Raw genomic sequence first — 20,636 nt, forward strand, 5'->3', positions numbered from 1 at the left:
TCACGCCAGTGTCATATTTGTGACCTATATAAGAGTTCATTTTTTGTTCGCTCGGCGTAGCCGCCGGTAACAAACTGACCTGGCAAAAAAAAAATGCCGCGCGGCCCAGGTGAACCGCGCGGCAGGTCATTATGATGAATTTTACTTATGGCAGACGATTAAGCTCGCTGGCAATGGCAGCCGCCTCCTGGCTCCACGCCTGCGCCAGGGTCTTGACCATCGCGTCATAACCATCCTGTTCCTGCCTGAGGACGATGTTAAACGGGCGCTTAATCAGCTGTCCCTGATGCTTCAGCAGCCACTCGCCGCTAACGATAACCCGCCCGTCATAGCGACCATGAAAGCCATTGACCGCAACGTTGAGGGTATCCTGCTCACTCCCCAGCGGCTGGGACGACACTACCCAGCCGGGCAACTGCTGGCTGAGATTTGCCACCAGCGTAGTGCGCAGCTGCTGATCCAGCGGACTGGCCCACAGATTATTATTGGCGATCACATACTGCACGTCGGTGGTCTGATAGACCACCCCGTTACCCGCCAGATAATCCGGGATGCTGACCTGCTCTACCCACAGCAGACGTGCCCCCTGACTGGCGGCGCTCTGCGCGCCGCCCTGCACAACCGGTAGCTGATAGTATGTCTTGCTTTCCCCGCCGCTACTGCACGCCGTCAGTACGCATACGGCTGCCGCCAGTAACCATTTTTTCATTATTTCGCTCCCTTCGGCTGTGGATCTTTTTTATCCTTCGCCTCAAATACCAGCGCATTGCTCTTATCATTTAGCGTTTTCAGAACCGGCTGCAGCTCACGCAGCACCTGATCCAGACGCTGCATATCGGCCACCATCTTATTGTAGGCCGCAGAGCCCGGCTGGAAGCCCTGCATGCTACGGTTCAGTTCACGCAGCGTCGTCTGCATATCGGCGGGCAGCTGCTGCATTGACTGGCTGGAGGTGATCTTATTCAGATTATCCAGCGTGGTCTGCACGTGCTGCATCGTCTTCTCGCTCTGCGCCAGGGTGCTGGTCGCCTGCTCCAGCAGCGGATTAATCGGCAGGTTATTAATCTTATCCAGCGCATCCATCAGACGCTGCTGGATCTGTGCCAGTCCACCGCTGATGGTCGGGATAATCGGATAGCCGTTAAACTCCTGTATTTTCCCGCGCGGGGGCGCCTTCGGATAGAAGTCGAGATCGATATACAGCGCGCCGGTCACCAGGTTACCGGTTTTCAGCGAGCCGCGCAGTCCGCGGTTGATCAGATCGTCAATGTGGGCGCGAATATTCGGATCGCCGCCAAGCTGATTAATCAGCCGTTGCGGTTCAACCCGCACTTCCACTGGAATACGATAGTCATCGTTCAAACGCTGCTTCAGCCCCGGAATAAAGAACGGCACTTTGCCGACGGTGCCCAGACGGATACCGCGGAACTCCACCGGCGCGCCCGGCTGCAGGCCGCGAACCGAGTCTTTGAAGAACATGACGTAATCGATATGCTCGGTAAAGACTGAATCCTGGATGCTCTTCTGATCGTCAAACAGATGGTATTCCGTTTTATTCGCCACCGGCTCGCCGAGGTCCAGTCCTTCAGGAATATCGAAGCTCACCCCGCCGCCAAACAGCGTCGACAGCGAGCCCATCTCGACGCGCATCCCCGCCGAGGTCAAATCTACAGCGATCCCGCTGTCTTTCCAGAAACGAACGTTGGTGGTCACCAGGCGATCGTTCGGCGCATTGATGAACAGCTGGTAAGTTATACGACGTTTCTGCGTGTCGAAGGTGCTGGTTTCCACTGACCCCACGCGATAGCCGCGGAACAACACCGGATCGCCCGGCGACAGCTGGCCCGCCTTGCTGCTTTCCAGTAGAATACGGATCCCCTTGGCATCCGGCGAGGCCAGCGGCGGAGAATCCAGTAGCGGATACTGCGCTGGCACCGAACCTTTCGTTCCCGGCTGCAGTTCAATATAGGCCCCGGACAACAATGTCCCAAGACCGCTGATCCCCTCGCGCCCAACCTGCGGCTTTACCACCCAGAAGACGGAATCGTTGTGCAGCAGCTTCTGCATCCCGGAATTGAGGCGGGCTTTGATTTCCACGTGGGTGAGATCGTCGGTCAGCGTCGCGCTCTCCACCACCCCAACGTCTACGCTGCGGCTCTTGATCCGGGTTTTTCCCCCTTCAATCCCTTCCGCATTGGTGGTGATCAGCGTGACCTCAGGCCCCTGATGGCTGTAATGATAAAACAGGATCCATGCCCCGATCAGCGCAGTGACGATAGGGAAGATCCACACCGGTGACCAGTTCTTCACCTTCTGCACTTTCGCTTCTCCGCTCTTATTTTCCATGTTGTTGTATTTCCTCATGGCTTGAATCTGGCTCACGATCCCACAGTAAACGGGGATCAAATGTCATGGCTGAAAACATGGTCATCACCACCACCAGCGCAAACATGACCGCGCCGATGGCTGGATAGATATTCATTAACCCTCCCATGCGGACCAGCGCAGAGAGCACGGCGATGACAAAAACGTCAATCATTGACCAGCGGCCAACAAATTCCACCACCTCATAGATCAGATGCATGCGCTCCGAATCTCGCGCGCCGTTGCCGTTGGCGTTCCAGCATAACCAGGCGATAGCGATCATCTTCAGCGTCGGCACCATAATACTGGCGATAAAGATCACCAGCGCCACCGGATAAGAACCTTCGCTCCACAGTAAAATCACCCCGGCCATAATGGTCGATGGCATTTTATCGCCCAGCAGATCGGTGATCATGATCGGCATAATGTTGGCAGGGAGATAAAGGATAAATGACGTCACCAGCAGCGCCAGCGTCCACTGCAGGCTATTTTTGCGCCGCGCCGTTCCTTTACTGTTACAGCGCGGGCAGACGGTCTGATCGACCGGCAACACCGCCGTACAGCAGGCACAGGAGCGCAGCCCCTGACGGATACCGGTCACCCCGACCTTCAGCGGCTGGGTAATGGCCGGCATGGGGGCAATATCATCCCATAGCCAGCGGCGGTCGACGCACTGAAAAGTACGTAACTGCAGCAGGCAAAACATACACCAGGGAACAAAGCTCAGACCGATGCCGATATCACCGTAGGCCATCAGCTTGACGAAGCTCACCAGCACGCCGGCAAGAAAGATCTCCGCCATGCCCCAGGTTTTCAGTTGAAAGAGAATTCGCGCAAGGAACGTCTTCAGGCCGGCAGGCATTCTGACCCGATTAACCAGCAGCAAAATGGTGACCAGGCAAAACGCCGGCACTAATTGAACAAAGAGTAAAAAGAAAGTCCCGAGACTGGCGTAATCCTCGGTAAACAGTACGTTGGGAATTTCCAGCAGCTCTATTTCGCTACTGATGCCGCCCACTTTCATATAGATAAAAGGGAACAGGTTGGCCAGCAGCAGCATAAACAGCGCGACCAGCGCATACGCCGTGGGACGCTGGCGAGGCGCGTCCCACGTGGTGGTTAACGTTGTACCGCAGCGCGGGCAGGCGGCTTTCTGGCGATGCTCAAGCTGCGGCAAAGCCACCAGCAAATCACATTGGGGACATAGAATATGTCGCGCAGCATGATGATGATCGCACATGACAACTCCTCGGCTCAGGCGCCGTTCTTTAATCCTTCGAGATATTCCCAGCGTTCAAAGGCCGCTTCCAGCGCCTGCTCCGCTTCGGCCAGCTGCGCCAGCACCTGCTGCGTGCGATCGTGCGGTTGCCCGAAGAAATCGGGATCGGCAACCTGATCCTGCAGCGTCTGCAGTTCGGCCTCGAGAGCCTCCAGCTTCTGCGGCAGTTGTTCCAGCTCGCGCTGCAGGTTATAGCTTAGTTTGTTCCCGCCGCGTTTGACAGTTTCTGCTTTTGGCTGAGCGACTTCCGTCGTTTTTTTAACGACCGTATGCTTTTGCGCCAAAGACTGGGCCTGCTGACCGCGGGCGTCGTGATAGCCGCCGACGTACTGGCCAATACGACCGCCGCCTTCGAAGATCCAGCACTCGGTCACGGTATTGTCGACAAACTGACGATCGTGGCTCACCAGCATCACGGTCCCCTGATAGCCATCGATCAGCTCTTCCAGCAGCTCCAGCGTTTCAACATCGAGGTCGTTAGTCGGTTCATCAAGGATCAGCAGATTGCTGGGTTTCAGGAACAGCCGGGCCAGCAGCAGGCGGTTACGTTCCCCTCCGGAAAGCGCACGTACCGGGGTCATCGCTCGTTTCGGATGGAACAGGAAGTCCTGTAGATAACCCAGCACATGACGTGGCTTACCGTTAACCATTACCTCCTGTTTGCCTTCCGCCAGGTTGTCCATCACCGTTTTATCCGGATCCAACTCCGCGCGGTGCTGGTCGAAGTAGGCGACTTCCAGCTTGGTGCCAACATGGATCCGCCCGCTGTCGGCCTGCAGCTGGCCGAGCATCAGCTTCAGCAACGTGGTTTTCCCGCAGCCGTTGGGGCCGATCAGGGCGATCTTGTCGCCGCGCTGGATCTGTGCGGAGAAATCCTTCACCAGCACTTTGCCGTCAACCTGATAGTTGACGTTTTCCATCTCAAAGACGATTTTGCCGGAACGGGAAGCCTCCTCAACCTGCATCTTCGCGCTGCCCATCACTTCCCGACGCTCACCGCGCTCGCGGCGCATCGCCTTCAGCGCGCGGACTCGGCCTTCGTTACGGGTCCGGCGCGCTTTGATACCCTGACGGATCCACACCTCTTCCTGGGCCAGCTTGCGGTCAAATTCTGCATTCTGCAGTTCTTCGACCCGCAGGGCTTCTTCTTTATCGAGGAGATACTGATCGTAATTTCCCGGATAGGTCACCAGCTTGCCACGATCGAGGTCGACAATGCGCGTCGCCATATTGCGGATAAAGGAACGGTCATGCGAAATAAAGATAATCGTGCCTTTAAAGGTTTTCAGGAAACCTTCCAGCCAGTCGATGGTTTCGATATCGAGATGGTTAGTGGGCTCATCCAGCAGCAGCACGCGCGGCCCACTGACCAGGGCGCGGCCCAGCGCCGCTTTACGTAACCAGCCACCGGACAGCGACGCCAGCTGCGCATTGGCGTCAAGGCCCAGCTGCTCAATCACTTCGTTAATGCGGCTGTCCAGCTGCCATAGTCCCAGGTTATCGAGCTGCTCCTGCAGGCGCGCCAGTTCATTTAAATTTTTGTCGCTCGGATCGGTCATCACCTGATGCGACACGTCATGGTAGGCTTTCAGATAAGCCGCCTGCTCGGCGATCCCTTCGGCGACAAAATCGTATACCGTACCAGCAACGTTACGCGGCGGATCCTGCTGCAGACGCGCCACGATCAGGTCCTGTTCATAAATGATGCGTCCGTCATCCAGCCCCTGTTCGCGGTTGAGGATCTTCATCAGGGTAGATTTACCGGCGCCGTTGCGTCCGACGAGGCAGACGCGTTCGTTATCTTCAATATGCAGCTCGGCATTATCCAGCAGCGGCGCATCGCTGAAGGAAAGCGAGGCGCCGTGCATACTAATCAGTGACATTATTTATTCCTTTCAGGCTGCGGTAATCAGCCAGCAGTTGTGGATCTGACGGTTGCGGGCAAAATCCTGCGACAGCGTTTTTTGCGAAATCTCTTGCGCCTTCAGGCCAAGCGCCGCCAGCCCGTCATGATCCATACGGAAACCGCGTTTGTTATTCGAGAACATAATGGTGCCGCCTTTACGCAGCAGACGTTTTAGATCGGTCATCAGGCGAATGTGATCGCGCTGGACGTCAAACGCATCTTCCATTCGTTTGGAGTTGGAAAAGGTCGGCGGATCGATAAAGATCAGATCGAACTGCTCGGTGCTCTCCCGCAGCCAACCCAGCACGTCCGCCTGCATCAGGCGATGCGCGCGGCCGGTCAGGCCATTGAGACGCAGGTTGCGTTCCGCCCACTCCAGGTAGGTGCGTGACATATCCACCGTGGTGGTGGATCGCGCACCGCCGAGGCCTGCGTGGACGCTGGCGCTGCCGGTATAGGAGAACAGGTTCAGGAAGTCCTTACCTTTACTCATCTGGCCGAGCATGCGACGTGCGATACGGTGGTCGAGGAACAGACCGGTATCCAGGTAGTCGGTGAGGTTGACCCACAGGCGCGCGTTATACTCCTGTACCTCAATAAAGTCGCCCTTCTCCGCCATCTTCTGATACTGGTTTTTCCCCTTCTGCCGTTCACGGGTTTTCAGCACCAGCTTGTTAGGCGCCATGTCCAGTACGGCGATAGTCGCAGCGATGATGTCGAACAGACGCTGGCGCGCCTTATGCGCGTCGACGGTTTTCGGCGGGGCATACTCCTGGACCACCACCCAGTCGGCATAGCGGTCAATGGCCACGTTGTATTCCGGTAGATCAGCATCGTACAGGCGATAGCATTCGATTCCTTCCTGGCGGGCCCATTTTTCAAACTTCTTCAGGTTCTTACGCAGACGGTTAGCAAAATCCTCCGCCAGCATCGCCGGCTTGCCGCCTTCGCTCTCCGCCAGGTGATAATTCTTCTGCACGCAGTCCAGCGGGCCGTTCTTGGCTTTAAACTGCTTGTCGGCACGCAGCTGCAGGCAACTCAGCAGCTCCGGCGAAGCGCTGAATACCGACAGGTTCCAGCCGCCGAACTGACTTTTCATTATCCGGCCAAGCAGGCTGTGCAGAGCGATCAGCGCTGGCTCGCTTTCCAGACGTTCGCCGTACGGCGGGTTACTGATCACCGTCCCGTACGGGCCTTTCGGCAGCGGGTTGTTCAGTTGGGCGACGTCTTTCACGTCAAAATCGACCAGCTCGCCAATGCCGGCGCGGCGGGCGTTGCGGCGCGCGCGCTCGATTACGCGCACGTCGACGTCTGAGCCGTAGAAGCGTGACTCATACGCTGCCAATCCCTGACGAGCGCGGGTTTGCGCTTCCGCCTTCACCTCTTTCCAGATGGCGTCATCGTGCTGCGCCCAGCCGCCAAAGCCCCAGTGGCCGCGGTGCAGGCCCGGCGCGCGGTCGGTCGCCAGCATCGCCGCTTCAATCAGCAGGGTACCGGAGCCGCACATCGGATCGAGCAGCGGCGTACCCGGTACCCAGCCAGAGCGCATGACGATCGCCGCCGCGAGATTTTCTTTGATCGGCGCCATTCCGGTACCATCGCGATAGCCGCGCAGGTGCAGGCCTTCGCCGCTCAGATCCAGCGAGATGTGCGCCGTCTCTTTGTTCAGCCAGACGTTGATCCGCAGATCGGGCGACTCACGATCGACGTTCGGGCGCGGCAGATTCTTACGGGTGAAGCTGTCGACAATGGCGTCTTTAACCTTCAGCGCGCCGTACTGGCTGTTACGGATCTCGTCATTGAGGCCGCTAAAATGCACCGCGAAGGTGGCGCCAGGGTTGAACATCTCCGTCCACGGAATGGCCTGTACGCCGAGGTACAGATCCAGATCGCTGTATACGCGACATTCGCCCAGCGGCAGCATGATGCGCGAAGCCAGCCGGCTCCACATCAGGCTTTGATACAGCAGGCGCGTATCCCCCTGAAAATGGACCCCGCCCTGGACTACCTGGCAGTCCGTCGCGCCAAGCCCTTCCAGTTCAGTTTTTAACAGCTCTTCCAGCCCACGAGCCGTACTGGCAAACAGAGAATTCATATCGTCACTTTTACTTAAAGAAAATTGGTGCGCATTATAGCCAATATGTGCCCTATGTCATAAAGTTATAGGCTTATTTTTGGAACCCGGAGGCAGCGTATGGTAACGCTATCGCGACTTTTTATTCATCCTGTTAAATCCATGCGCGGCATGGGCCTGACCCACGCCTTTGCTGATATCAGCGGCCTGGCCTTCGATCGCCTGTTTATGGTCACCGAAACCGACGGGACCTTTATTACCGCTCGCCAGTTTCCGCAAATGGTGAAATTTATTCCGGCGCCGCTGCATGATGGCCTTCACCTGACCGCACCGGACGGCAGCAGCGCCGTGGTGCGTTTTAGCGATTTCGCCACGCAGGCCGAGCCGACCGAAGTCTGGGGCAACCATTTTACCGCCCTCATCGCGCCCGCCGCCGTTAACCAGTGGCTCAGCGGCTTTTTCAAGCGCGATGTCCAGCTGCGCTGGCTGGGGCCGCAGCTAACCCGCCGGGTAAAGCGCCATGATGCGGTGCCGCTCTCCTTCGCCGACGGCTACCCTTACCTGCTGGCTAACGAGGCCTCCCTGCGCGATCTGCAACAGCGCTGCCCGGCCAGCGTAAGCATAGAACAGTTTCGCCCTAACCTTGTGGTCACCGGCGCGGCGGCCTGGGATGAAGATAGCTGGAAAGTGATCCGCATCGGCGAGGTGGTGTTTGACGTCGCTAAGCCGTGCAGCCGCTGCATTTTTACCACCGTCAGCCCGGAGCGCGGTCAGAAGCATCCCGCCGGGGAGCCGCTGGAAACCTTAAAGCGTTTTCGTACCGCGCTGGACAATGGCGATGTCGATTTTGGCCAGAACCTGATTGCCCGCAACAGCGGGGTGATCCGGGTGGGAGATGAAGTGGAAATCCTTACCCGCGGCCCGGCGAAAGCCTACGGGGCAGGTGAAAGCGACGATACCCCGGCTCCCGAGGCGCAGCAGCAGGCTACGGTTGCCATCGAATGGCAGGGTCAACAGTTTACCGGCAATAACCAGCAGGTGCTGCTGGAGCAACTGGAACAACAGGGCATTCGCGTACCCTATTCGTGTCGGGCGGGGATCTGCGGCAGCTGCCGCATCCGGCTGGAAGAGGGAGAAGTGAGTCCGTTAAAGAAAAACGCGGTTGCCGGAGATGGCACTATTCTCGCCTGCAGCTGTGTACCGAAAACAGCGCTACGCCTGGCGCCTTAAACCGCCTGCCCCAGACTGTAGCTGACCGCGCTCTGCGCCGGCTGCAGTCTGTCATTCATGATTTTAATGACATCGCCCAGCTGCATGACGCGGCCGGCAAGGGTGAGACCCGGCTGAGCCAACAGACAGAGCGCGGCGTTATCGCCCGGCTCCACCACCAGTAAATTCACCTGCTCGCCGGTATCGCTCAGCCAAACGCAGGCGGCGTCGCCGCCGCTCGGCTGCCAGTGATGGGTATGGGCGATAAAGTGCCAGCTTTTCGGCATCTGCGGTTTGAGAAAACGGATGGCGGTGAGCGCGTTAAGGACAAATTCCGCCCGCTGCTCTTTCGATAGCTCGAGATCGCGACATTTTTCTTCAAAAGAGAAATAGAGCGCGGCGTCATCAACGCAAAATCCCGAAGGGGCAAAGGCATCCGGAGTCAGCATGCGCCGGGCGAAGCGCGAGCGAAATAACATGCCATTGGCCAGATCGAGCATCATGCGGTCGTGCTCTTCATCGTAATACCAACGCCAGTTATCGTCAGGTTTAATCCGCATTTTTCCCCCTGTCCCCTTTCATACGCCTCTGCAAAGTTGTTGCGACTTACCGCAGAATATTTTCTAAAATTAAGAAAAGTCTAAAATGTTTAAATAAGCAACAGTGAGGGAATATAAAACAACCAGGGCCGGAAATAAAGCCCTGGGTGGGATTCAGAGGAGGAAAAGATTAGATGTGGGTAACAATTTCTTTAATCAGCGGCGGACCTTTAAAAATAAATCCAGAATAGATCTGCACCAGCGATGCCCCGGCGGCAATCTTTTCCCGCGCGGCAATCACCGAATCAATGCCGCCCACGCCGATGATAGGCAAACGGCCATTCAGTTCAGCGGAGAGCATACGGATAATTTCAGTGCTTTTTAATTGTAATGGACGACCGCTAAGCCCGCCGGTCTCATCGCAATGTTTCATTCCCTGAACCAGGGAACGATCGAGGGTGGTATTGGTTGCAATCACGCCATCAATATTATGACGCACGAGGCTATCGGCAACCTGGATCAATTCCTCAGGCAAAAGATCCGGCGCGATCTTTACGGCGACCGGGACATATTTTTGATGCTTCTGCTGCAGCTCGAGCTGCTTATTTTTAATACCGGAGAGTAAATCATCCAGCGCTTCGCCGTATTGCAGCGTGCGCAGCCCTGGGGTATTCGGCGAGGAGATATTAATGGCGATATACCCGGCGTACGGATAGACTTTTTCCATACAAATCAGGTAATCATCTTTCCCGTGCTCAACCGGCGTATCTTTATTTTTGCCGATATTGATACCCAGCACGCCGTCAAAATGCGCCTTTTTCACATTCTCAACCAGGTTATCGACGCCATGGTTATTAAAGCCCATGCGGTTGATCAATCCCTCGGCATCAACCAGACGGAAGATCCTTGGCTTATCGTTGCCCGGCTGCGGACGCGGCGTCACGGTGCCGATCTCAATCGAACCAAACCCCATCGCGCCCAGCGCGTCAATGCATTCCCCATTTTTATCCAGCCCGGCCGCCAGACCCAGCGGGTTTTTAAAGGTTAGCCCCATGCAGGTGACAGGCCTGGCCGGTACCTTCTGGCGAACCAGCATTTCCAGCGGCGTCCCGGTGACACGGCGTAATTGTTGAAAGGTAACTTCATGAGCGCGCTCAGGATCGAGCTGAAAAAGGGCTTTACGAACGAAGGGGTAGTACATGAACTCTCCTGGATTCCCGGTGTGCAAACCGGGGGCGTATTATGTGCGATCTGTTGCGGAAAGGGAATTGACCTGCGACAAAAAATCCCCCATCAGCGCAAACGATTACCTACCCCGCGCGCCATTATGCGCTTTTCGGCTATCTAACCGCGGATAAATCATTTAGGGAAATAATGGCCCTCTGTCACACTCACTATAAATGTTATCAATTATAGATAAATGCAAACATTTAGTTATAAGGAGAGAGAGATGCGCGTCATTACGCTTGCGGGCAGCCCGCGTTACCCTTCCCGTTCCAGTGCCTTGCTGGAATACGCCAGAGAGACGCTCACCGCCGCCGATATCGAAGTCTGCCACTGGCATCTGCAGAACTTTGCCCCGGAAGACCTCCTGTACGCTCGTTTTGACAACCCGGCGCTGCAGACGCTCAATGAACAGCTGGCCGGGGCTGATGGCCTGATCATCGCCACGCCGGTGTATAAAGCCTCGTTCTCCGGCGCGCTGAAAACGCTGCTCGACCTGCTGCCTGAGCGAGCGCTGGAGGGCAAAATTGTGCTGCCGCTGGCCACCGGCGGCACCATCGCCCACATGCTGGCGGTGGACTACGCGCTGAAGCCAGTGCTGAATGCCCTCAAGGCCCAGGAGATCCTCCATGGCGTCTTCGCTGATGACAGCCAGGTGACCGATTACCAGCATAAGCCGCAGTTTACCGCGAATCTGCAGCGGCGCCTTGATGACGCCCTGGAGACCTTCTGGCAGGCGCTGCATCGCCCCAGCAGCCGTGCGCCGTCGTTAACATCTCTGCGTGGGGTGGAGCATGCTTAATCCTCTCCGCGCCCTGACTCTGGGCGGACTGCTGCTATTCTCTACGCTGGGTCACGCCGCCCCGGCGGCGCCTGACGCTCTGCGCATCGGCTACCAGAAAGGCAGCGTCAGCATGGTGCTGGCGAAGAGCCATCAGCTGCTGGAGCAGCGCTATCCGCAAACCCATATCTCGTGGATTGAGTTCCCGGCCGGTCCGCAGATGCTGGAGGCGCTGAACGTCGGCAGCATTGATATCGGCAGTACCGGCGATATTCCGCCTATATTTGCCCAGGCGGCAGGCGCCGATTTGGTCTATATCGGCGCGGAGCCGCCCAAGCCCAAGGCGGAGGTGATCCTGGTGGCGCAGGGCAGCCCGATTCATAACGTTGCTGAATTAAAAGGGAAAAAGGTCGCTTTTCAGAAAGGCTCCAGCTCCCACAATCTGCTGCTGCGCGCCCTACAGCTCGCAGGTCTGAAATTTAGCGATATTCAGCCGGTTTACCTTGCCCCCGCCGATGCGCGCGCCGCCTTCCAGCAGGGCAATGTCGACGCATGGGCTATCTGGGATCCGTACTACTCCGCCGCGCTGCTGCAGGGCGGCGCCCGGGTACTCACTGACGGAACAGATCTGAAACAGACGGGATCCTTCTATCTTGCTTCCCGGCCCTACGCTGAACGCAATGGCGCTTTCATTGAAGGCGTACTCGACACCTTTACTCAGGCCGATGCCCTGACCCACAGCCAACGCGCGCAAAGCATTACGCTGCTGGCGAAAACGATGGGCTTACCGGAGGCGGTGATCGCCAGCTATCTGGACCATCGTCCCCCCACCGCGGTTACCCCGGTGAGCGCCGAAACCGCCGCTCGCCAGCAGCAGACGGCAGACCTGTTCTACGAGAACAAGCTGGTGCCACAAAAAGTTGATATCCGGGCCCGCATCTGGCAGCCCACCGCCACACAAGGAGCGAAATCATGAGTCTGAATATGTTCTGGTTTTTACCGACCCATGGTGATGGTCGTTATCTGGGTACCGAAGAGGGTGCCCGTCCGGTCGATTATGGCTATCTGCAGCAAATCGCGCAGACGGCGGATCGGCTGGGCTTCACCGGCGTGCTGATCCCGACCGGACGCTCTTGTGAGGATGCGTGGCTGGTCGCGGCCTCAATGATCCCGGTGACGCAGCGGCTGAAGTTCCTTGTCGCCCTCAGGCCAAGCGTGGTATCGCCGACGGTGGCCGCGCGTCAGGCGGCAACCCTGGACCGGCTGTCAAACGGCCGGGCGCTGTTCAATCTGGTCACCGGCAGCGATCCTGCCGAACTGGCAGGCGACGGCGTCTTCCTCGACCACACCGAGCGCTATGAGGCCTCGGCTGAATTTACCCACATCTGGCGCAAGCTGATGGAGGGAGAAACCGTCACCTTTAACGGCAAGCATCAGCGCGTTCGCGACGCCAAACTGCTGTTTCCGCCACTGCAGCAGCCGCGTCCACCGCTCTATTTCGGCGGCTCGTCTGAGGTGGCGCAGGAGCTGGCCGCTGAGCAGGTCGATCTTTATCTTACCTGGGGAGAACCTCCGGCCCAGGTGGCAGAGAAAATAGCTCAGGTGCGAGAGAAAGCCGCCCGGCATGGTCGCCAGGTGCGTTTTGGCATCCGTCTGCACGTGATCGTCAGGGAAACCAACGAGGAAGCGTGGCAGGCGGCGGACAGCCTTATCTCCCATCTTGACGACGAGACGATCGCCCGCGCCCAGGCGGCTTTCGCCAGAACCGACTCCGTCGGCCAGCAAAGGATGGCGGCCCTGCACAACGGGCGACGCGATAAGCTGGAAATCAGCCCCAACCTGTGGGCTGGCGTGGGTTTAGCGCGCGGCGGCGCCGGGACCGCGCTGGTGGGCGATGCCGCCACCGTTGCCGAACGGATCAATGAATACGCCGCGCTGGGTATCGATAGCTTTATCTTTTCCGGCTATCCGCATCTGGAAGAGGCGTACCGGGTCGGAGAGCTGCTGTTCCCCCTGCTTGACGTCGCGGTGCCGTCCATCCCGCAGCCGCAAAACCTGCGCGTGCAGGGGGAAGCGGTCGCCAACGAGTTTATTCCGCGTAAAGTAGCGCAAAGCTGAGGAGACCGTGATGGCAAAATCAACCCATCCCCTGTTGTTACGCCTCGCCCCCTGGCTGCTGCCGGTAGGGACGGTCATTGTCTGGCAGCTCGCCTCGTCCGTCGGCTGGCTGTCGACGCGGGTGCTGCCCTCGCCGGAGGGGGTATTGAAAGCGTTCTGGACCCTCTCGGCCAGCGGTGAGCTGTGGCAGCATCTGGCCATCAGCTCATGGCGGGCGCTGGTCGGCTTCGCCATCGGCGGCTCGATCGGGCTAATACTCGGCCTGATCAGCGGCCTGTCTCGCTGGGGCGAGCGTCTGCTGGATACCTCGATCCAGATGCTGCGCAATGTCCCGCATCTGGCGCTGATCCCGCTGGTGATCTTGTGGTTCGGCATCGATGAGACCGCCAAGATCTTCCTTGTCTCGCTGGGCACCCTGTTCCCGATCTATATCAACACCTGGCACGGGATCCGCAATATTGACCGTGGGCTGGTTGAGATGGCGCGCAGCTATGGCTTATCCGGCTTCGCCCTGTTCCGTCACGTGATATTACCCGGCGCCCTGCCCTCAGTTATGGTCGGCGTGCGTTTTGCCCTTGGTCTGATGTGGCTGACGCTTATTGTCGCCGAAACTATCTCGGCGAATGCCGGCATCGGTTATCTGGCGATGAACGCGCGTGAATTTCTGCAAACCGACGTGGTGGTAGTGGCGATCATTCTTTACGCCATCCTTGGCAAACTGGCCGACGTCTGCGCCCAGCTGCTGGAACGGCTCTGGCTGCGCTGGAATCCGGCGTATCATCTTCAGGAGGCTAACGCATGAACACTGCCCGTCTCAACCCAGGTATCCCGCTGCTGCTGAACGGGGTGACGAAACGCTATGGCGACAACACCATTCTTAACGAGCTGGATCTGCATATTCCCAGCGGCCAGTTTGTGGCGGTGGTGGGTCGCAGCGGCGGCGGCAAAAGTACCCTGCTGCGCCTGCTGGCAGGTCTGGAAAAACCAAACGCCGGCGAACTGCTGGCTGGCGCGACGCCCCTGGCGTCGATCCAGGACGACACCCGGATGATGTTTCAGGATGCGCGCCTGCTGCCGTGGAAAACAGTGATTGATAACGTGGGGCTGGGGCTAAAAGGCGCCTGGCGCGACGCCGCCCTGCAGGCGTTGGCCAGCGTCGGACTTGAAAGCCGCGCACAGGAGTGGCCGGCCGCGCTGTCGGGTGGGCAGAAGCAGCGCGTTGCGCTGGCCCGCGCGCTGATCCATCGCCCGCGCCTGCTGCTGCTGGACGAACCGCTGGGGGCGCTGGATGCCCTCACCCGTCTGGAGATGCAGGAGCTGATCGTCTCCCTGTGGCAGGAGCATGGCTTTACGGTCCTGCTGGTCACGCACGACGTCAGTGAAGCGGTGGCCATGGCCGATCGGGTGCTGTTAATTGAAGAGAAGAAGATTGGCCTCGATTTAAGCGTGGATATCCCGCGACCGCGGCGCACCGGTTCGGCGAAGCTGGCCGAGCTGGAGGCTGAAGTACTGGATCGGGTGATGAAACGCGGCGACAGCGAGCGTGCGCCGCGTTTGTTTAGTCATGGCTGACCGGCGTAACTGTCTGCTGTCTGAACGGGGGCATATCGTCATCCGACATGTCCCCGGCTCGCGCGTTGCACAGCCGGGCTACCAACGCCAAATCAGCCGTGTATTCCAGGTCGGGTAAGCATCGCGCCGCCCGACAACATCACCGCGCTAACGGGTAACCCGGACAGGGCGCAAGGCGCGCCGCAGCCCGGGGTTATGCCACCGTTACGCCAGCGCCTTACTGATTTTCTCGAACAGGTCGCCAGAGAGATTTTCCAGCCCCTTCAGCTGCTCCAGCGCGGCGCGCATCAGCGCCTGTCGCTTCTCATCATAACGCTTCAGACGAATCAACGGCTCAATCAGGCGCGACGCCACCTGCGGGTTACGCTGGTTAAGCTCGGTCAGCATCTCCACCAGGAACTGATAGCCGCTGCCATCTTCAGCATGGAACGCCGCCGGGTTGCTGCTGGCGAAAGCGCCGATTAACGAGCGCACACGGTTCGGGTTGCTCATGCTGAACGAACGGTGGTTCAGCAGACCGCGCACGGTTTCCACCACGTTGGCTGCCGGGCTGGTGGACTGCAGGATAAACCACTTATCCATCACCAGACCGTCCTGATGCCATTTGTCATCGTACTCCTGCATCAGCGCATCGCGGCACGGCAACTCAGCGGCAACCGCCGCCGACAGGGCGGCCAGCGCGTCGGTCATGTTATCTGCCTGGTGATACTGCGTCGCCACCAGCTTATCGCCCAGCGTCGGTTCCGCAAACGCCAGATAGCGCAGGCAGGTATTGCGCAGAGCACGTTTACCAATATCGGCGTGCTCCACCCGATAGCTGTCGAGCTTATTGGCGTTATAAACCGCGAGGAATTCGTCCGCCAGTTCGTTCGCCAGGGTGCGGGTGAGCGCTTCGCGCACGGCGGCGATGGCGATCGGATCGATAATCGCGAACATCTCGGCGATTTCGTTGGCTGACGGCAGGGTTAAGATCTCAGCGGCCAGCGCCGGATCAATCTTCTCATCCAGCAGGATGGCGCGGAAGGCATCCGCTACGTGCACCGGCAGCGACAGCGGCTGCCCCTGCTGATGGCGGTTGACGTTCAGCTTGATGTAAGTCGCCAGCAGGCTCTGCGCCGCATCCCAGCGCGAGAAATCATTCCGCGCGTGACGCATCAGGAAGGTCAGCTGCTGATCGCTCCACTTGTATTCCAGTTTCACAGGCGCTGAAAATTCGCACAGCAGCGCCGGCACCGGCTGGAAATAAACGTTATCGAAGACAAACGTCTGCTCGGCCTGGGTCACATTAAGCACCGGGTGTACCGGGTGACCGCCCTTCTGCAGGGGGATCACCTTGCCCTCGTTATCGTACAGCTCAATGGCAAACGGGATATGCAGCGGCTGCTTCTCGGCCTGCTCGGCGGTCGGCGGCGTACGCTGGCTTATGGTCAACGTATACTGCTCGGTCTCCGGATTATAGTCGTCATGCACGGTGACGATTGGCGTACCGGACTGGCTGTACCAGAGGCGGAAGTGCGACAGGTCGACGTTAGAGGCATCTTCCATCGCCTGCACGAAATCGTCGCAGGTGGCGGCGCTGCCGTCATGGCGTTCAAAGTACAGCTGCATCCCTTTCTGGAAGTTTTCTTCACCCAGCAGGGTGTGCAACATGCGGATCACTTCGGCACCCTTTTCATAGACCGTCAGGGTGTAGAAGTTGTTCATCTCGATAACCATATCCGGACGGATCGGGTGCGCCATCGGGCTGGCGTCTTCGGCAAACTGCAGCCCGCGCATGGTGCGCACGTTGTTGATGCGGTTCACCGCCCGTGAGCCGAGGTCGGAACTGAACTCCTGATCGCGGAACACGGTCAGCCCCTCTTTCAGGCTGAGCTGGAACCAGTCACGACAGGTGACGCGGTTGCCGGTCCAGTTATGGAAATATTCATGACCAATCACGCGCTCAATATCGAGGTAGTCTTTATCGGTGGCGGTATCGGTACGAGCCAGAACATATTTGGAGTTAAAGACGTTGAGTCCTTTGTTCTCCATGGCACCCATATTAAAGAAGTCGACGGCGACAATCATATAGATATCGAGGTCGTACTCGAGGCCAAAGCGCTCCTCATCCCACTTCATAGAGTTTTTCAGCGAGGTCATCGCCCAGGGCGCGCGATCGAGGTTGCCGCGATCGACGTACAGCTCCAGCGCCACTTCGCGGCCAGAGCGGGTGCGGAATGAATCGCGCAGGACGTCAAAATCACCGGCCACCAGCGCAAACAGGTAGCACGGCTTCGGGAACGGATCCTGCCACTGTACCCAGTGACGACCGTTCTCCAGCTCCCCTTCCGCCATACGGTTGCCGTTGGAAAGCAGGAACGGGTATTTCGCTTTATCGGCGATAATTTTGGTGGTAAAGCGCGCCAGCACATCCGGACGGTCCAGATACCAGGTGATATGGCGGAAACCTTCCGCTTCGCACTGGGTGCACAGCGCTTCGCCTGACTGATACAGGCCTTCCAGCGCGGTGTTAGCCGCCGGGCTGATCTCATTGACGATGGTCAGGGTGAAATGCTCCGGCAGGCCGCCGATCACCAGCTGATTGTTTTCTTCTTTATAGTCACTCCACGGCTGGCCGTTCACCTGCAGAGCGATCAGGGTCAGATCTTCGCCGTCCAGGCACAATGGCACATCAGACGCAGCCGCGTGGCGGGAGACCTTGCTCTCGGCCGTAACAACGGTTTTTGCGGCATCCAGGTCAAAGGTCAAATCGATATCGCTAATCAGATACTCCGGCGCACGATAGTCGTGGCGGTATTTGGCTTGGGGCTGTTGTGTCATAAAAAACCTTTAGCATCTTCGGTAAAGTGTCGTCCCAGTCTATTCCTGTTGTGTCAATCGCGCTATGCAGAATCTTCATCTTTTCAACGTGAAACACGGAAATCGCTACATTTTGTTAACACTCGCGGCACGAAATGCCCTCGACCCGACGCAAAGCTTGTGGTGTGATCCATGTTCAATATATTAAACTAGGCCTCGCAAATGACCGTCAGCGTCACCATTGCTCGCCATCGCGGGACAGAGTCGGGTAATAAAGGTATACTCCGCCTCCATTTTCCGCGTTGGTTTCGATGGAACGCTCCAGTGAGAGGATGCTACTGCGCACCATGACACAATTCACTTCTCCTGTACTGCACTCGCTGCTTGATACGGATGCCTATAAGCTGCACATGCAGCAGGCTGTCTTCCACCGCTACGGCGATGTGCATGTAGCGGCGGAGTTTCGCTGCCGCGGAGACGACCTGCTCGGCATCTATGCCGACGCGATCCGCGAGCAGGTGGAGTCCATGCGCGATCTGAGGCTGCGGGATGATGAATATCGCTGGCTGTCCACCCTTCCCTTTTTTCGCCAGGATTACCTCAACTGGCTGCGCGATTTTCGCTATGACCCGAGCCAGGTCACGGTCAGCAATGACAATGGTAAGCTGAACATTCGCCTTACCGGCCCATGGCGGGAAGCCATCATGTGGGAAGTCCCGCTGCTGGCGGTAATAAGCGAGTTGGTCCATCGCTATCGTTCACCAGAGATGGGCGTCGATCAGGCGCTCAACACGCTGGAACATAAGCTAGGCGACTTCGCCACCATGACCGCTGACCTCGACATGAGCGCCTTCCGTCTGATGGACTTCGGCACCCGCCGTCGTTTCTCACGCGAGGTGCAGGAAGGTATTGTGCGGCGTCTGCAGCAGGAACCATGGTTTGTCGGCACCAGCAATTACGATCTGGCGCGCCGTCTCAATTTAACCCCGATGGGTACCCAGGCCCATGAGTGGTTCCAGGCCCACCAGCAGATCAGCCCCAGCCTTGCCAGCAGCCAGCGGGCGGCTCTTGCCGCCTGGCTGGAAGAGTATCCCGACCAGCTGGGCATCGCGCTGACCGACTGCATCACTATGGATGCGTTCCTGCGCGATTTCGGTCCGGAATTCGCCACCCGCTATCAGGGGTTGCGCCACGATTCCGGCGACCCGGTGGAATGGGGAGAAAAAGCTATCGCCCATTATCAGAAGCTGGGTATCGATCCGCTGAGCAAAGTGCTGGTCTTCTCCGATAATCTCGACCTGGCCAAAGCCGTCGATCTGTACCGCCACTTCGCCTCGCGGGTGAAGCTCAGCTTTGGGATCGGCACCCGTTTAACCTGCGATCTGCCGCAGGTTAAACCGCTCAATATCGTGATTAAGCTGGTGGAATGTAACGGCAAGCCGGTGGCGAAACTCTCCGACAGCCCGGGGAAAACCATCTGCCACGATAAGGCCTTCGTCCGCGCCCTGCGCGAGGCTTTCGACCTGCCGCCGATTAAAAAGGCAAGCTAAAAAACATGGCCCGACGGCATTCTGCTATCGGGCCAATCAATATCACTCCTGCGGCAAACGGGCTCTGACGACCTCGGCAAAATACTCCGCGCCAGTTAGCAATATCTCATCATTAAAGTCGTAGCAGGCATTATGCAGCGGTGTATTGCCCTGAGCATCTGAACTATCGCCGTTGCCTAAAAAGATGAAACAGCCGGGGATTTTTTGCAGAAAAGCGCCAAAATCCTCCGAAATCATCATCTGTGCGACGTTGCCGTCCACCTTCTCAGCCCCTACCACGTTAATCGCAGCGGTGACCGCCACATCAACGCATTGCTGCCAGTTCACCGTTGGCGCAAATTCATGGGTATAGCTGAACTGGCACGTCGCACCGTGCATCGCGCAAATCGCTTCGCTAATGGTACGCATTCGTTCTTCGAGCAGCATCTGCACCTCCGGTGCAAAGCTGCGCGTATCCCCTTTGATTTCGACGTGCGTCGGAATCGCATTGCGGATGCCATCGGTGTGCAGTTCAGTACAGGAAATGACCGCTGGCACGTTCGGATCAACATTTCGCGAAACAATTGTCTGCAAAGCCAGGATGATTTCCGCCGCAATGACCAGCGGATCTTTCGCCATATGCGGCCGCGCCGCATGCGCTCCCTGCCCTTTAATACGAATAATAAAGTTATCTTCACTGGCCATAATGCCACCGACTCGCGTGGCGATAGTCCCGGCTTTCATACCCGGCATATTATGCAGACCGTAGATTTCCTCTATGCCAAAGCGTTCAATAACGCCATCGTCCATCATCGCTCTGGCGCCATAGCCAGGTTCCTCAGCAGGCTGAAAAACAAAGCAGACCGTGCCGTTAAAATTCTGCCGCTGCAATAGCAACTGCGCCGCGCCCAGCGCAATGCAGGTATGACCATCATGTCCGCAGCCGTGCATCCGCTCGGCGGTCATGGAGCGGTAAGACCAGTCTCCCTGTTCGGTCAATTGAATGGCATCGATATCGGCACGAATAGCGATAACGCCCTTCCCGTCGCCGCATTTCAATCTCCCCACCACCCCGGTTTTGCCAATATCGCGGTGCACCTCAATGCCCATAGCTTCGAGCTTTTCGGCAATAAACCGTGAAGTATTCTGCTCCTCGAAGGCGCTTTCCGGATGGGCATGCAAATAGTGACGCCAGGCGATAAGCTGCTGCTTTAGCTGTTGCTGATTCATTCTCTGCTCCTG

Annotated in this window: 16 protein-coding genes; 7 read left to right on the forward strand and 9 right to left on the reverse strand. The window is 57.8% G+C overall.

What is annotated here, in order from left to right; genetic code table 11:
* Positions 1–145 precede the first annotated feature (145 nt).
* Genes pqiC through rlmKL form a run of 5 tightly spaced genes read right to left on the reverse strand, consistent with a single transcriptional unit; the run spans position 146 to position 7,644 of the window.
* A complete protein-coding gene (gene pqiC / locus KB890_RS05515; protein WP_002898392.1) occupies positions 146–709 on the reverse strand; it encodes a membrane integrity-associated transporter subunit PqiC in 564 nt (187 codons plus the stop codon).
* Complete coding sequence (gene pqiB / locus KB890_RS05520) at positions 709–2,346, reverse strand: intermembrane transport protein PqiB (protein ID WP_002898390.1); 1,638 nt, start codon at positions 2,344–2,346, stop codon at positions 709–711. The genes pqiC and pqiB overlap by 1 nt, the downstream gene beginning before the upstream one ends.
* On the reverse strand, positions 2,336–3,604 hold the full coding sequence (gene pqiA / locus KB890_RS05525) for a membrane integrity-associated transporter subunit PqiA (RefSeq protein WP_004147849.1): 1,269 nt from the start codon (positions 3,602–3,604) through the stop codon (positions 2,336–2,338). The genes pqiB and pqiA overlap by 11 nt, the downstream gene beginning before the upstream one ends.
* Positions 3,605–3,618: 14 nt before the next feature.
* Positions 3,619–5,526 (reverse strand): ABC transporter ATP-binding protein, encoded by a 1,908-nt coding sequence (locus KB890_RS05530; RefSeq protein WP_020324390.1) that lies wholly within the window; start codon positions 5,524–5,526, stop codon positions 3,619–3,621.
* Between the two features lie 12 nt (positions 5,527–5,538).
* Positions 5,539–7,644, reverse strand: a complete 2,106-nt coding sequence (rlmKL, locus tag KB890_RS05535; protein WP_014907888.1) for a bifunctional 23S rRNA (guanine(2069)-N(7))-methyltransferase RlmK/23S rRNA (guanine(2445)-N(2))-methyltransferase RlmL — start codon at positions 7,642–7,644, stop codon at positions 5,539–5,541.
* Between the two features lie 99 nt (positions 7,645–7,743).
* Between rlmKL and KB890_RS05540 the strand changes: the two genes are divergently transcribed.
* Positions 7,744–8,853: a YcbX family protein gene (locus KB890_RS05540; RefSeq protein ID WP_004179196.1), complete on the forward strand. Its 1,110-nt coding sequence runs from the start codon at positions 7,744–7,746 to the stop codon at positions 8,851–8,853.
* Here KB890_RS05540 and zapC read toward each other — a convergent pair.
* Both zapC and pyrD read right to left on the reverse strand, forming a co-directional pair.
* Positions 8,850–9,392 carry a cell division protein ZapC gene (gene zapC, locus KB890_RS05545; protein WP_020324401.1) on the reverse strand — a complete coding sequence of 181 codons (543 nt, stop codon included), beginning with the start codon at positions 9,390–9,392 and terminating at the stop codon, positions 8,850–8,852. The genes KB890_RS05540 and zapC overlap by 4 nt on opposite strands.
* Positions 9,393–9,561: 169 nt before the next feature.
* Positions 9,562–10,572 carry a quinone-dependent dihydroorotate dehydrogenase gene (gene pyrD / locus KB890_RS05550; RefSeq protein WP_002898303.1) on the reverse strand — a complete coding sequence of 337 codons (1,011 nt, stop codon included), beginning with the start codon at positions 10,570–10,572 and terminating at the stop codon, positions 9,562–9,564.
* 249 nt (positions 10,573–10,821) lie between these two features.
* Between pyrD and ssuE the strand changes: the two genes are divergently transcribed.
* From ssuE to ssuB, 5 genes are read left to right on the forward strand one after another with little or no spacing between them, the layout of a single operon-like run.
* The gene (gene ssuE, locus KB890_RS05555; RefSeq protein ID WP_002898296.1) at positions 10,822–11,397 is read left to right on the forward strand and encodes an NADPH-dependent FMN reductase; all 576 of its coding nucleotides are present in this window, start codon (positions 10,822–10,824) and stop codon (positions 11,395–11,397) included.
* Positions 11,390–12,352 (forward strand): sulfonate ABC transporter substrate-binding protein, encoded by a 963-nt coding sequence (locus tag KB890_RS05560; RefSeq protein WP_004224027.1) that lies wholly within the window; start codon positions 11,390–11,392, stop codon positions 12,350–12,352. The genes ssuE and KB890_RS05560 overlap by 8 nt, the downstream gene beginning before the upstream one ends.
* Complete coding sequence (gene ssuD / locus KB890_RS05565; RefSeq protein WP_014907889.1) at positions 12,349–13,494, forward strand: FMNH2-dependent alkanesulfonate monooxygenase; 1,146 nt, start codon at positions 12,349–12,351, stop codon at positions 13,492–13,494. Before KB890_RS05560 ends, ssuD begins: the two co-directional genes overlap by 4 nt.
* Positions 13,495–13,504: 10 nt before the next feature.
* Positions 13,505–14,296, forward strand: coding sequence for an aliphatic sulfonate ABC transporter permease SsuC (gene ssuC / locus KB890_RS05570; protein WP_004141755.1), 792 nt, complete (start codon positions 13,505–13,507; stop codon positions 14,294–14,296).
* The gene (gene ssuB / locus KB890_RS05575) at positions 14,293–15,066 is read left to right on the forward strand and encodes an aliphatic sulfonates ABC transporter ATP-binding protein (RefSeq protein WP_020324393.1); all 774 of its coding nucleotides are present in this window, start codon (positions 14,293–14,295) and stop codon (positions 15,064–15,066) included. The genes ssuC and ssuB overlap by 4 nt, the downstream gene beginning before the upstream one ends.
* Before the next feature lie 204 nt (positions 15,067–15,270).
* On the opposite strand, the gene pepN is transcribed toward ssuB, so the two are convergent.
* A complete protein-coding gene (gene pepN, locus KB890_RS05580; protein ID WP_020324405.1) occupies positions 15,271–17,886 on the reverse strand; it encodes an aminopeptidase N in 2,616 nt (871 codons plus the stop codon).
* A gap of 326 nt (positions 17,887–18,212) precedes the next feature.
* Here pepN and pncB point away from each other — a divergent pair, with 326 nt between their 5' ends.
* Complete coding sequence (pncB, locus tag KB890_RS05585; protein WP_002898217.1) at positions 18,213–19,415, forward strand: nicotinate phosphoribosyltransferase; 1,203 nt, start codon at positions 18,213–18,215, stop codon at positions 19,413–19,415.
* A 42-nt stretch (positions 19,416–19,457) separates the two neighbouring features.
* Here the strand turns inward: pncB and KB890_RS05590 are convergent, their stop codons facing one another.
* Entirely contained in the window at positions 19,458–20,624 is a 1,167-nt protein-coding gene (locus KB890_RS05590; RefSeq protein WP_004147828.1) for a M20 aminoacylase family protein, read from the reverse strand.
* Positions 20,625–20,636 lie beyond the last annotated feature (12 nt).

Origin of the sequence: Klebsiella sp. P1954 (assembly GCF_018199955.1) — a bacterium.
GTDB lineage: Bacteria > Pseudomonadota > Gammaproteobacteria > Enterobacterales > Enterobacteriaceae > Klebsiella > Klebsiella pneumoniae.